At 72.3% G+C, this 12108-nt stretch carries 11 protein-coding genes; 8 read left to right on the top strand and 3 right to left on the bottom strand.

Features of this window, described 5'->3' with window-relative positions; translation table 11 throughout:
* The first annotated feature begins 36 nt into the window (after positions 1 to 36).
* From ku to OG370_RS38240, 8 genes are all read left to right on the top strand, one after another.
* Positions 37 to 1014 (top strand): non-homologous end joining protein Ku, encoded by a 978-nt coding sequence (gene ku, locus OG370_RS38275; protein ID WP_328472595.1) that lies wholly within the window; start codon positions 37 to 39, stop codon positions 1012 to 1014.
* Positions 1015 to 1127: 113 nt separating this feature from the next.
* On the top strand, positions 1128 to 2822 hold the full coding sequence (locus tag OG370_RS38270; protein ID WP_328472593.1) for a DHA2 family efflux MFS transporter permease subunit: 1695 nt from the start codon (positions 1128 to 1130) through the stop codon (positions 2820 to 2822).
* Complete coding sequence (locus tag OG370_RS38265; RefSeq protein ID WP_328472591.1) at positions 2819 to 3430, top strand: acyl-CoA-like ligand-binding transcription factor; 612 nt, start codon at positions 2819 to 2821, stop codon at positions 3428 to 3430. Before OG370_RS38270 ends, OG370_RS38265 begins: the two co-directional genes overlap by 4 nt.
* A gap of 716 nt (positions 3431 to 4146) precedes the next feature.
* Positions 4147 to 5154: an amino acid ABC transporter permease gene (locus tag OG370_RS38260; RefSeq protein ID WP_328472589.1), complete on the top strand. Its 1008-nt coding sequence runs from the start codon at positions 4147 to 4149 to the stop codon at positions 5152 to 5154.
* Entirely contained in the window at positions 5151 to 5981 is an 831-nt protein-coding gene (locus tag OG370_RS38255; RefSeq protein ID WP_443060822.1) for an amino acid ABC transporter ATP-binding protein, read from the top strand. The genes OG370_RS38260 and OG370_RS38255 overlap by 4 nt, the downstream gene beginning before the upstream one ends.
* A 136-nt stretch (positions 5982 to 6117) precedes the next feature.
* Positions 6118 to 7134, top strand: a complete 1017-nt coding sequence (locus tag OG370_RS38250; protein ID WP_328472587.1) for a transporter substrate-binding domain-containing protein — start codon at positions 6118 to 6120, stop codon at positions 7132 to 7134.
* Positions 7135 to 7277: 143 nt separating this feature from the next.
* The gene (locus tag OG370_RS38245) at positions 7278 to 8168 is read left to right on the top strand and encodes a GNAT family N-acetyltransferase (RefSeq protein ID WP_328472585.1); all 891 of its coding nucleotides are present in this window, start codon (positions 7278 to 7280) and stop codon (positions 8166 to 8168) included.
* Between the two features lie 5 nt (positions 8169 to 8173).
* The gene (locus OG370_RS38240; protein ID WP_328472583.1) at positions 8174 to 9109 is read left to right on the top strand and encodes an NADP-dependent oxidoreductase; all 936 of its coding nucleotides are present in this window, start codon (positions 8174 to 8176) and stop codon (positions 9107 to 9109) included.
* A gap of 105 nt (positions 9110 to 9214) precedes the next feature.
* Here the strand turns inward: OG370_RS38240 and OG370_RS38235 are convergent, their stop codons facing one another.
* The 3 genes from OG370_RS38235 to OG370_RS38225 form a co-directional block, all read right to left on the bottom strand.
* Positions 9215 to 10279 carry an ABC transporter substrate-binding protein gene (locus tag OG370_RS38235; RefSeq protein WP_328472581.1) on the bottom strand — a complete coding sequence of 355 codons (1065 nt, stop codon included), beginning with the start codon at positions 10277 to 10279 and terminating at the stop codon, positions 9215 to 9217.
* Positions 10280 to 10370: 91 nt separating this feature from the next.
* Positions 10371 to 11246: an ABC transporter permease gene (locus tag OG370_RS38230; protein WP_328472579.1), complete on the bottom strand. Its 876-nt coding sequence runs from the start codon at positions 11244 to 11246 to the stop codon at positions 10371 to 10373.
* Positions 11236 to 12051, bottom strand: coding sequence for an ABC transporter ATP-binding protein (locus tag OG370_RS38225; RefSeq protein ID WP_328472577.1), 816 nt, complete (start codon positions 12049 to 12051; stop codon positions 11236 to 11238). The genes OG370_RS38230 and OG370_RS38225 overlap by 11 nt, the downstream gene beginning before the upstream one ends.
* Positions 12052 to 12108: the final 57 nt, after the last annotated feature.

The following is a 12108-nucleotide window of genomic DNA, read 5'->3' as shown; positions in this document are numbered from 1 at the left end:
CATAAAGGTCCCATAGCCTGACAAAAAGGACACGCTATGCGCAGCGTCTGGTCGGGGAACCTCGCCTTCGGCCTGGTTTCGATACCGGTGAAGCTCGGCTCCGCCGTCTCCAGCCACAAGATCAGCTTCCGGCAGATCCACCTGGCCGACCAGGGCCGGGTCCGGTACCAGAAGACCTGCGAGCTGGACGAGGAGGTGCTGGCCGCCTCGGACATCGGCCGCGCCTACGAGACCCCGGACGACCAGCTCGTCCAGGTCACCGACTCCGACCTCCAGGCACTGCCGCTGCCCACCGCGAAGACCATCGAGGTCAGCGGCTTCGTGGACATGGCGTCGGTGGACGTGATGCAACTCGACACCCCGTACTTCCTCGCCCCGGCCTCGGCGGGTGCGAACAAGCCGTACGTCCTGATGCGCGAGGCGCTGGAGCGGTCGGGCAAGGCGGCGGTCGGCAAGTTCGCGATGCGCAACTCCGAGCACCTGGCGCTGATCCGGCCGCGCGACGACGTGCTGCTGCTCCAGACGCTGCGCTGGCCCGACGAGTTGAACAACCCCGCCGAGGCGGCGCCGAAGGGCAGCGTCAAGATCAGCGACTCCGAGTTGAAGCTCGCCGACACCCTCATCGAGGCGCTGGGCGAGGCCGACCTCACCGCGTACCACGACGAGTACGCGCAGGCGGTGGAGGCGCTGGTGACCGCGAAGCTGGAGGGCGCGGAGCCGCCGACGGTGAGCGAGGAGGCCGGCGGCGGGAACGTCGTGGACCTGATGGCGGCGCTGCGGGCGTCCGTGGAGCAGGCGAAGCCGTCGGGCGGGCGGTCCGGTGGGCGCGCCGGCGGCGCGAAGAAGACCGCGACGGGCAAGCGGGCCGGCGCGAAGAAGACCGCGGCCAAGGCGGGCTCGGCCAAGTCGAGCACGGCCAAGGCCGGCGGGACCCGGGCGGGCGGAACCAAGTCCGGCGCCGCGAAGAAGACGGCGGCACGCAAGACGGCGTCGTCCGGACGGAAGGCGAGCTGAGCGGCGCGCCGTCGCCACCCCCTCCGACATAATGAAAGCCAGCTTTCATTTGACGAGGAACAGCTTTTTGAGAGTGTACTGTCTTTATACGGTCCACTCCCAGGAGGCTGCCCATGCCGATGCCCGCGGACACCGCACCGCCCTCTCCGTCAGCCGACCCCGCTCAGCCCGCTCAGCGCGTTTCCGCGCCCCTGTCCCCGCCCCCGCCGCCGCATCCGCTCGCGGACTCGCCACGCCGCTGGCTGGCCCTCGCCGCACTGACGCTGAGCGTGCTGATCATCGGACTCGACGGCACCGTCATCAACGTCGCGCTGCCCACGCTCTCCGGTGAACTGGGCGCCAGCAGCGCCCAGTTGCAGTGGATCGGCGGCGGCTACCTGCTGGCTCTCTCGGTGGTGATGCTGCCGGTCGGGCTGCTCGGCGACCGGTACGGGCACAAGCGCTTGCTGGTCGGCGGCATCACGCTCTTCGGCCTCGCCTCGCTCGCCGGCACCAGGGCCGGGTCGCCGGACGAGCTGATCGCGGTGCGTACCGTGCTCGGCGCCGGCGCCGCGATGATCATGCCGCTGTCGATGGCGATCCTGCCGCGGATCTTCTCCCGGCAGGAGCTGCCCAAGGCGATCGCCACCTGGACCGCGGCCACCGCGCTCGGCATGCCGGTCGGCCCGCTGGTCGGCGGCTGGTTGCTCAACCACTTCTGGTGGGGCTCGGTGTTCGTCTTCAACGTGCCGGTCGCCGTGATCGCGCTGCTCGCCGCGGTCTGGCTGCTGCCCGGCGACCACGACCGCGCCCCGGCGGCGCCCGGCCCCTTCGACGTCACCGGCACCGTACTGAGCGTGGCCGGCATCACCGCCCTGGTCTACGGCACGATCCTGGTGCCGGACCACGGCTGGGGCAGCCCGAAGGTGCTCGCCGGGATCGTCGGCGGCGCCGCGGTGCTGGCCGCCTTCCTGATACGGCAGCGGCGCACCGCGCACCCCCTGGTCGACCTCGGCCTCTTCGCCGACCGGGCGTTCCGCTGGGGCACCCTGCTCGCGGTGTTCGTGAACTTCGCGGTGATGGGCATCCTGTTCGTCGTGCCGCAGTACCTCCAATCCGTGCTCGGGCACGACGCGTTCGGCACCGGCCTGCGCATCCTGCCGCTGATCGCCGGGCTGATGGTCGCCGCGACCCTCAGCGAGCCGATCGCGAAGAGGTTCGGGCCGCGCCTGGTGATCCCGGCCGGGCTGCTGCTGCTCGCCGCGGGGGCCCTGCTCGGCGCGACCACCGCGGCGGGCGACGGTTACGGCTTCGCCGCCGTGTGGCTGACGTTGATCGGCTTCGGCTTCGGCAGCGCGATGGTGCCCGCGACCGGTCTGGTGATGGGCTCGCTGCCCGCGGAGCGCTCGGGCCAGGGCACCAGCCTGCTGGAGACCGTCCAGCAGGTCGGCGGGGTGCTCGGCGTGGCCGCGCTCGGCAGCGTGCTCAGCGCCGGCTACCTCGGCCGGCTCGCCGTCCACCGGCTGGACGCCTCGTCCGCCCATGCCGCGCGGGACTCGGTCACCGGCGCCGACGCGGTCGCCGCCCGGCTGCACGACCCCGGCCTGCGCGCCTCCGCGCACGCCGCCTTCGTCCACGGCATGGACCTGGTGATGCTGACCTGCGGCGTGTGCGCGGCACTGGCGGGCGTACTCGGGCTGCTGCTGCTCCCCGCGTCCGCGCCGGCGCCCGGTTCACCGGCCGCACCCGCGCGGGAGGGCCGGTCCTCGGCCGACACGGCGGACGGGGTGGCCGCCGGCGGCGCGGGACCCGGAGAATCGGTGGCATGAGCACTGAGGAGACCCCGGCCGTGGCGGCACCGAGCCTGCGGGAGCGCAAGAAGCAGCGCACCCGGGAGGCGATCAGGCGGGAGGCGTACCGGCTCTTCGCCGAGCAGGGGTACGAGGCCACCACCGTGGACCAGATCGCCGAGGCGGCCGAGGTCTCCCCGAGCACGTTCTTCCGCTACTACCCGACCAAGGAGGACGTGGTCCTCGTCGACGACTACGACTCCGTGCTCGCCAACGCGCTGCTGGCCCGCCCGGCCGGCGAGCCGATCATGGAGTCGCTGCTGGCCGCGCTCGCGGACTCCTTCGGCCCGGTCATCAAGTCGGACCTGGACGAACTGCTGCTGCGCACCCGGCTCGGCTTCAACGACCCGGCGATCAGGGCCCGTTCGTGGGACGAGTTGCAGCGCAGCCAGGACCGCCTGGCCGAGGTGATCATGGCCCGCACCGGCCGCGGCCCCGACGACCTCGACGTGCACGCCGCGGCCGCCGCGATCATGGCGGTGTCCACGGCGGTCGTCCGCTACTGGGTCGAACGCGACGGTGTCCCCGACCTCCCCGCCCTCTACGAGGCCCCCTTCCGCATGCTCGCCCAGGGCCTGCGGCTGTAGGCGTACCGAGGCGGCGTCCGGCGTCGAACGCGTTTCGGGGACCGTGAGGCGCCCAGCCTTCGCTCCCCGAACCGCGCCGGCACGCACTGCCGGCAGGCGGCAGGCGGCAGTGTCACGTTGTCGTGGCCGCCGGACTCCCGGCACCGGCGGACGCCCACCCGGTCGTCGGGTGGGTTTTTGAACGGGGGATGAAACCCGCGTCGCGAAACCCGAGCACACCGGGGCATAGCGACGGGCACGGCGTTGACACCCGTGGCGGCGCTGCCTACGTTGACGCCGGGGTCAGGGCGCTTCCGCCCGGCCGCGAGCAGCACGCGAGGCCCGCAGCGGTGGGCGGGCGAAGGTGGGCGGGATGACCGAGGCAGTCGGTTCGGAGCAGTGGCGATGCCACCGTCCGCACCGCCCTGTCCTGGCCCGGCACATCGACCTGCTGCGCGTCAGCAGCGCGCTCTGTAGCAGCTGAACTCCCCCGGGCCGCAGGCCCGTTGAGGCACGCACCGCACTTCGGCACGCACCGCCGCTCCCGCCGCACGTCACACGTCACATGTCGCACGTCAGGCCCGCCGCTCGCGTACGACCGCACGCGCGGGCCGCGTTCCACCCCGCTTCCCGCTCTCGCCCGTCAACCCTCCACCGTCCCGCTCCCGCCGCGCGCGCCGCCCTGGTCCGTGAACGCGTGCTGCGTGCGAGCGTCCTCCCCGCGCCGGAGTCGCCCCATGTCCGACCTGCCCCGCGCCGCCTCCCCCACCGCAGTCGACCCACCCGCACCCGTACACGGCAAGGAAGTTGACGCCACGTCGGATCAGGCCGACGAGCAGCGGGTGGTGCCGCTGCGCCACCCCTGGAGATGGGTGCTCACCGTGGCCGTGCTGGTCGTGGTCGCGCAGATCGCGCACGGCCTGGCCACCAACCAGTTCTTCCAGTGGGGCAGGTTCCGCTACTGGTTCCTGCGGCCGGTGATCCTGCACGGGCTCGGCGTCACCCTCCAGGTCACCGCGTGGAGCGCGGTGTTCGGGTTGCTCGCCGGGATCGTGCTGGCGCTGGCACGGATGTCGCGCAGCCCGGTGCTGCGCGTCGTGAGCTGGGTGTACGTGTGGCTGTTCCGCTCGATACCCCTGATCGTGGTGCTGCTGTTCCTCGCCAACTTCCAGGCGCTGTACGCCACGTTGAGCCTCGGGGTGCCGTTCGGGCCGCACCTCGTGGACTTCGACGAGACCAGGGCGGCCACCAGCCTCGTGGTCGCGGTGGTCGGCATCAGCCTCAACGAGGCCGCGTACGCCGCCGAGGTGGTGCGCGGCGGGCTGCTGTCGGTGGACCAGGGCCAGCACGAGGCGGCGGCCGCGCTCGGGCTGCCGCGCCGCTACCAGTTCACCCGGATCATCTTCCCTCAGGCGCTGCGGGCGATCGTCCCGGCGTACGTCAACCAGCTCATCGGCCTGGTGAAGAGCACCTCGCTGGTCTTCTACGTCTCGCTGCTCGACATCTTCGGCCGGGTGGAGACGCTCGGCAGCACCTACCCCAGCGACATCGTGCCGCTGCTGCTGGTCGCGACGGTCTGGTACGTGGTGCTGACCAGCGTGGTGTCCGTCGCGCAGTTCTACGTGGAGCGGTACTTCTCCCGCGGCGCGCTGCGGACGCTGCCACCGACGCCGCTGCAACGGCTGCGCGCCGCGTTCTTCGACGTCCGGGCCCGGGCCCGGCTCGCGACGGGATCGGCCCGATGAGCGCGGCGGCGGGCCCGGTGCGGGACAGCAACGCCCAGGACAGCACCGTGCGAGGCGGGGCGGTGCAGCCGGTCGCGGTCACCGTACGAGGCGCGTACAAGCGGTTCGGCGCGCAGCAGGTGCTCGCCGGGGTGGATCTGACGGTGCCGGCCGGCGAGGTGACGGTGATCCTCGGGCCGTCCGGCTCGGGCAAGTCCACGCTGCTGCGGGCGATCAACCACCTGGAGAAGCTGGACGCCGGACATGTCGAGGTCGGCGGCGAGCCCATCGGGGTACGCCGCCACCGCGGCCGCTTCAAGGAGCTCGGCGAGCGGGCGATCCTGGCGCAGCGCGGCCGGATCGGGTTCGTCTTCCAGAACTTCAACCTCTTCCCGCATCTCACCGCAGTGGAGAACGTGGCCGCCGCGCCCGCGGCGACCGGCCGCAAGAGCCGGGCGCAGGCGCGCGAGGCCGCCCGCGAGCTGCTGGCGCGGGTCGGCCTGGGCGACCGGGCGGAGGCGTATCCGCGGCAGCTGTCCGGGGGGCAGCAGCAGCGGGTCGCCATCGCCCGGGCGCTCGCCCTGGAACCCGGCGTGATCCTCTTCGACGAGCCGACCTCGGCGCTCGACCCCGAACTGGTCGGCGAGGTGCTCGCGGTGATCAGGGACCTGGCCACCAGCGGCACGACGCTGATCGTCGTCACCCACGAGATCGGCTTCGCCCGGGAGGTCGCCGACAGCGTCGTCTTCCTCGACGGCGGCCGGGTCGTGGAGCAGGGGCCGCCCGCGCAGGTGCTGTCGGCCCCGCGCCATGCCCGTACCCGGGAGTTCCTCAGCCGCGTCCTGTGAGGAAGCCGCCCGGCGCGGGCCGGACACCGCTCGCGACGCCGCCCGCGCCGGCCCGTCCCGCGCCGCCACCACGTCCGGTCCCGGGTCCGCCCGTTGCCGCCGCTGTTCCCGTTCACCCCTGCCAAGGAAGGCCGTCATGCCCCGTACCGCTTCCCGACTCGTCCTGAGCGCCGCCGCCGCGACATCACTCCTGCTGGGCCTGGCCGCCTGCGGCAGCGACGACGGCGCGGGCTCCTCCGCCCCTGCCGCGGCGGACGCCAAGGGCACGGTGGTGGTCGGCGCGCTGTCCAACGGCGCCGCCAAGGAGACCACCCTGAAGGTGCCCGAGGTGGCCTCGATCCGCGCCGAACTGCCCAAGTCCGTACGGGACAGCAAGCAGCTCGTGGTGGGTCTCGGCTTCCTCCCCGCCGGCTCCCCGCCGATCGGCTACACCGGCACCGACCAGAAGACGCTGACCGGCTCGGAGCCGGACCTCGGCCGGCTCGTCGCGGCGGTCTTCGGGCTCGAGCCGGTGCTCACCAACGCCACCTGGGACAACCTCTTCATCGGCATCGACAGCGGCAAGACCGACGTCGGGTTCTCCAACATCACCGACACCGAGCAGCGCAAGCAGAAGTACGACTTCGCCGCCTACCGGCAGGACAACCTCGGCTTCGAGGTCCGCAAGGACGACCCGTGGACCTTCACCGGCGACTTCCACGAGCTGGCCGGCAAGACCGTGGCGGTCGGCTCCGGCACCAACCAGGAGAAGATCCTGCTGGAGTGGCAGAGCCGGCTCAAGGCGGAGGGCAAGAAGCTCACCATCAAGTACTACCAGGAGGCGAACAGCACCTACCTGGCACTCAGCTCCCACCACATCGACGCCTACTTCGCGCCGAACCCGAGCGTCGCCTACCACGTCGCCAAGACCGCCGGCAGCCCGCAGGCCACCCGCAGCGCGGGCACCTTCTCCGGCGCAGGGGCGAGCCTGCAGGGCCTGATCTGCGCCACCACCAAGAAGGACGACGGCCTGGTCAAGCCGCTCTCCGACGCCATCGACTACCTGATCAAGAACGGCCAGTACGCCCAGTGGCTGGCCGCGTGGAACCTCAGCGACGAGGCGGTGCCGAGCGCGCGGATCAACCCGCCCGGCCTGCCGCTGAGCAACTCCTGACCTCGGCGCGACACGGGCTGTACCGATCCCGACCGGCCCCGCGGGATTTTCCGCGGGCCGGGTCGGCGTTGTCCCGCACGAGCACCCGCAGGCGCCCACCGGCGCCGAACGCACCGCACCCGGAACGGAGAGTCACGGCGAACATGTCGACCAGCCCTCGGACCACGCCACCGCCACCGTACGCACCCCTCCCGCAGGACCCGGCGGAGACATCCGGTGGACACGTCCTGGACAACGCCGCCTGGGCCTCCATGAGCGGAGCGCACCGGCACCTGGCGGAGTTCGTCGGCCGGGCGGGCCGCTACCGCCGCGACGTGTCGCCGTTCGTCGCCGTCGCCGACACAGCCGACCCGCGCGCGTGGGCCGACCTGGCCGCGCTGATCGGGCCCGGCAACACCTTCACCGTCGCCGGGGTCGCCGAGCTGCCCGAGGGGTGGACCGGCGGCGACGCGATCCCGGGCGTGCAGCTCGTGGCGACCACGCTGCGCGGCGAGCTGGACCCGGAGGCGGTGCCGCTCGGCCCCGCGGACGTCCCGGAGATGCTGGACCTGGTCGAGCGGACCCGGCCCGGGCCGTTCCTGCCCGGCACCGTCGAGATGGGCGCGTACGTCGGCATCCGGCGCGAGGGCGCGCTGGTGGCGATGGCCGGGGAGCGGCTGCACCCGCCGGGCTGGACCGAGATCAGCGCGGTGTGCACCGACCCGGCGTACCGCGGCCAGGGCCTGGCCACCCGGCTGATCCGCCATGTCGCGGCCGGGATCGGCGCGCGCGGCGACACGCCGTTCCTGCACGCCGCCGCCGCGAACACTTCAGCGGTCAAGCTGTACGAGTCGATCGGTTTCACGCTCCGCCGCACCACCGTCTTCCGCCTGGTCCGGGTGCCGGACCTGGACGCGGACCGCGCCACCGCCGCACCCGACCCGTCCGCCATCGCCACTCCTGCCGCTCCCCCCAGCACTTCCGCCGCACCCGCCGCACCCGGGGCCGTATCCGGACCGGTTCCCCGTCCCTCATCCACCCTCGACGCGAGGTAGCAGCCATGCCCAAGGCGTATGTGTTCACCGAACTCGGCGGCCCCGAGGCCGAGTCCTTCGCCGACCTGCCGCGGCCCGTGCCCGCGCCCGGACAGGTACTGGTCGAGGTCAGGGCGGCCGGCGTCAACCCGGTCGACTGGAAGCGGCGGGCCGGCTTCCGGCCGGTCGGCACGCCCGTCCCCGACCTGCCCGCGGTGTTCGGCAACGAGGCGGCGGGCGTCGTGGTCGAGGTCGGCCCGGACAGCGGCGACGGCGACACCGCCCGATTCGCGGTGGGCGACGAGGTGTTCGGCAACACCGTCGCCGGCGGCTACGCCGAGTACGCCCTGCTGCTGGCGTCGGTCACCGCGCACAAGCCCGCCGCGCTGTCGTGGGCGGACGCGGCGTCGCTGCCGGTCGCCTCGGCCACCGCCTACGACGCGGTCCGCCAGCTCGCCCTCCCCCCGGACGGCACCCTGCTGATCAACGGCGCCGGCGGCGGGGTCGGCGTGGCCGCGGTACAGATCGCCCGGCACGACGGCCTGACGGTGCTGGGCACCGCGAGCGCGGCGAAGAAGGAGTTCCTGGAGTCGCTGGGCGCGGTGCACGTCACCTCCGGGCTGGGGGTCGCGGACCGGGTCAGGGCCGCCGCGCCCGGCGGGGTCGACGGGATCGTGGACCTGGTCGGCGGCGAGCCGCTGCGGGACGTGGCCGCGCTGCTCGCCGACCCGGCCGAGCTGGTGAGCGCCGGGGACCGCGGCACCGTGGCCGAGCTGGGCGGCAGCCCGGTGGTGCGCAAGCGCACCGCACAGGTGCTGGACGACCTGGCCGGCCTGGTCGTCGGCGGCGACCTCGACCCGCTGGTCACCCGCACCTTCCCCTTCGCCCAGGCCGGCGAGGCGCTGCGCGCGGTCGAGGGCGGCCACGCCCGGGGCAAGATCGTCATCGAGTTCGACGCGTAGGGCGGCCGATACGGCACTCGACGCGCCGACCGTGCGACCGGTCCGGTCGTACGGTCGGCGCTGCCGGAAGGACGGCCGAGCAGCGGACCCGTGGCCGAGGCCCCGCTACTCGACGTTCTTCACGAACTGCGTGGTGTAGGTCTTCTCCAGGTCCACGGTGGCGTCCTTCAGGTTGGGGTTGAACGCCTTGAGGACGTTCTCCACGGTCTCCGGACCGTCCGCCGGCATCACACCGTCGGTGGTGAACATCGGCAGCGTCGACCTGATCGACTGCTCGTACAGCTTCGCGCCGCCCTGCGCGTAGTCGGCGGGCATCTTCGCCGCGATCTCCGCCGGGCTGTGGGTGGACATCCACCGGAGCGTCTTGACGAACGCGTTGGCCAGCTTCTGGACGGTGTCCTTGTGGCCGTTCACCCAGTCCGTGTTCATGTACAGGCTGGACGACGGGTAGAGGCCGCCGAGCGCCTTCCGCGAACCCTCGGGCGTGCGCATGTCGTAGAGCACCTTGCCGATGCCCTTGTCCAGGATCTGCGCCACGGTGGGGTCCGTGGTCATGCCGGCCTGGATCGACCCCTGCTGCATGGCGGCGATGAAGGTCTGGCCGGCCCCGGCCGCGATCGGGGTGAAGTCGCTGACCTGGAGCCCGTTGTGCACGGCCAGGTACTTGGTGAGGAAGTCGGTGGAGGAGCCGAGCCCGGTCACCCCGAGCCGCTTGCCCTTGAAGTCCCTGGCGGAGGTGATGTCGCCGGCCGCCTTCTTCGACACCACCTCGACCTCGCCGGGCGCCTGGGCGAACTGCACCACGGACTCCACGGACTTGTGCTTGGTCTGCAGGTCGAGGGTGTGGTCGTAGAAGCCGACCGCGCCCTGGACGTCGCCGGAGACCAGCGCGGTGGTGGCGTCCACGCCCGCGGGCTCGGTCATCAGCGTCACGTCCAGGCCCTCGGCCGCGAAGTAGCCGAGCCGCTGGGACAGCATCGCCGGCAGGTAGATGACCTTGTCGAGGCCACCCACCATGATCTTCACCTTGGTGGCGTCCTTGCCGGCGCCCGTCGCCGCGCCGGCGTCGGAGGCCGAACCGGAGCCCGACGAGGCGTCGTTCGCGCAGGCGGTGAGAGCGGTCAGCGCGAGCACGCCGGCCAGGGCGATCATCGTGGTGCGAGTGCGCATGGGGTCACGTCCTTGTGTGGTGGTGGGGCGGCGCGGACCCGCTCGGCGGGCCGGCGGGATTCGACAGGCGCCGGATTCGACAGGCGCCGACTCAACGAGCGCCGGACTCAACGGGCTTCCAGCGGAAGAGCCGCTTCTCCAGGAAGGTGAGAAGTCCCTCGGCGATCAGGGCCACGACGGCCAGGATCACCATCGCGGCGTACACGCCGGCCGAGTTGAAGGTGCCCTGGGCGGTGGAGACCATCAGCCCGAGGCCCTTGGTGGCCCCGATGTACTCGCCGACGATCGCGCCGATCAGCGCGAAGCCGAAGCTGACGTGCAGGCTGGTGAAGATCCACGAGGTGGCCGAGGGGATGACCACCTGGAACGTGACCTGGCGGTTGCTCGCGCCGAGGATGCGGGCGTTGGCGACCAGGTTGCGGTCGACCTCCCGGGCGCCCTGGAAGGCGTTGAAGAACACCGGGAAGAAGACCAGCACGACGGCCGAGGCGATCTTGGAGGCCGGGCCGAGGCCGAACCAGATGAGGAAGATCGGTGCCAGCACGATGCGCGGCATGGCGTTGAGGACCTTCACATACGGCCCGAAGACCTCCGCGAGGATGCGCACCCGGCCGAGGGCGACGCCCATCAGCACGCCGGCGGCGACACCGATCGCCCAGCCGTACAGGGCCTCCTGGAGGGTGGTCCAGATCTGCTCGCCGAGCGAGCCCTGGGCCGTGCCGTGCAGGACCCAGGTGCGGATCTGGTCCCCGACCTGCGAGGGCATGGAGAAGTTGAACGCGTCGATGACGCCGGCCCGGGAGAACCACTCCCACAGGCCGAGGAAGAGCACGAGCACCAGCACCCGGCAGCCGTTGACCAGCAGGGCGTGCCTGCGGGCCGCGCGAGCCCGCGACCTGGTGCGTTCGGCGGCGCCGGTCGGCTTGCCCGTGGCCGCCGCCGACAGGGATACGGACTCAGGCGGCATTTCCGGCGCCCCTTTCCCGGGTGATGCGGACCTCTTCGCCCAGCGACGACCAGATCTCGCGGTAGATCTCCAGGAACCGCGGCTCCAGCCGGACCTCCTCGACGCTGCGGGGGCGCGGCAGGTCGATGGTGAAGACCTCCTTGACGGTGGCCGGGCCCGCGGTCATCACGACGACCTTGTCGGCGAGCGCGATCGACTCCTCCAGGTCGTGGGTGACGAACACGACGGACGATCCGGTGCCGGCCCACAGGTCGAGCAGCTGGTCGGACATCAGTGCCCGGGTCTGCACGTCGAGTGCGGAGAACGGCTCGTCCATCAGCAGGATCTTCGGGTCGTTGACGAAGGTGGCCGCCAACGCGACGCGCTTGCGCTGGCCGCCGGACAGCTGGTGCGGGTAGCGGTCCTCGAAGGCCGTCAGGCCCACCCGGGCCAGCCAGTCCCGGGCCCGCTCCCTGGCCTCGGCCTTCGCGGCGCCGCGGAAGCGCGGGCCGGCCGTCACGTTGGACAGCACCGTCCGCCAGGGGAAGACGGCGTCCTGCTGGAAGACGAAGCCGACGTCGGCGCCGATTCCGCGCACCGGCTCCCCGCCGACGAGGACCTCGCCCTCGGTCGGCTCCTCCAGGCCGCTGACGAGGGTCAGCGTGGTCGACTTGCCGCATCCGGTGGGACCGACGACGGCGACGAACTCACCGCGTCCCACGGTCAGGTCCAGATCCCGTACGGCGGTGTGCGGGGCCCCGGACGGTGTCCGGAACGCCTTGCCCGCCCCCCGCAACTCGATGGCGGGGCTCGTGTCGATGGTCATGTCGCTGGACGTTAGAAGCGTCTCCGCCGGTCCTGACAGCCTTGTGAGCGCTGGGCC

The organism is Streptomyces sp. NBC_00448 (genome assembly GCF_036014115.1).
In the GTDB taxonomy this organism is placed as follows: domain Bacteria; phylum Actinomycetota; class Actinomycetes; order Streptomycetales; family Streptomycetaceae; genus Actinacidiphila.
Note: the sequence above shows the minus strand (reverse complement) of the source record. Positions and strands in the feature narration are given on the sequence as shown.

Excerpts from the sequence above, each read along its gene's own strand:
- OG370_RS38240 (WP_328472583.1), top strand. The coding sequence starts at position 8,174 with ATGCCCAAGGCGTATGTGTTCACCGAACTCGGCGGCCCCGAGGCCGAG.
- OG370_RS38260 (WP_328472589.1), top strand. The coding sequence starts at position 4,147 with ATGTCCGACCTGCCCCGCGCCGCCTCCCCCACCGCAGTCGACCCACCC.
- OG370_RS38250 (WP_328472587.1), top strand. The coding sequence starts at position 6,118 with ATGCCCCGTACCGCTTCCCGACTCGTCCTGAGCGCCGCCGCCGCGACA.
- OG370_RS38230 (WP_328472579.1), bottom strand. The coding sequence starts at position 11,246 with ATGCCGCCTGAGTCCGTATCCCTGTCGGCGGCGGCCACGGGCAAGCCG.
- OG370_RS38245 (WP_328472585.1), top strand. The coding sequence starts at position 7,278 with ATGTCGACCAGCCCTCGGACCACGCCACCGCCACCGTACGCACCCCTC.
- OG370_RS38235 (WP_328472581.1), bottom strand. The coding sequence starts at position 10,279 with ATGCGCACTCGCACCACGATGATCGCCCTGGCCGGCGTGCTCGCGCTG.
- OG370_RS38265 (WP_328472591.1), top strand. The coding sequence starts at position 2,819 with ATGAGCACTGAGGAGACCCCGGCCGTGGCGGCACCGAGCCTGCGGGAG.
- OG370_RS38225 (WP_328472577.1), bottom strand. The coding sequence starts at position 12,051 with ATGACCATCGACACGAGCCCCGCCATCGAGTTGCGGGGGGCGGGCAAG.
- OG370_RS38255 (WP_443060822.1), top strand. The coding sequence starts at position 5,151 with ATGAGCGCGGCGGCGGGCCCGGTGCGGGACAGCAACGCCCAGGACAGC.
- OG370_RS38270 (WP_328472593.1), top strand. The coding sequence starts at position 1,128 with ATGCCGATGCCCGCGGACACCGCACCGCCCTCTCCGTCAGCCGACCCC.
- ku (WP_328472595.1), top strand. The coding sequence starts at position 37 with ATGCGCAGCGTCTGGTCGGGGAACCTCGCCTTCGGCCTGGTTTCGATA.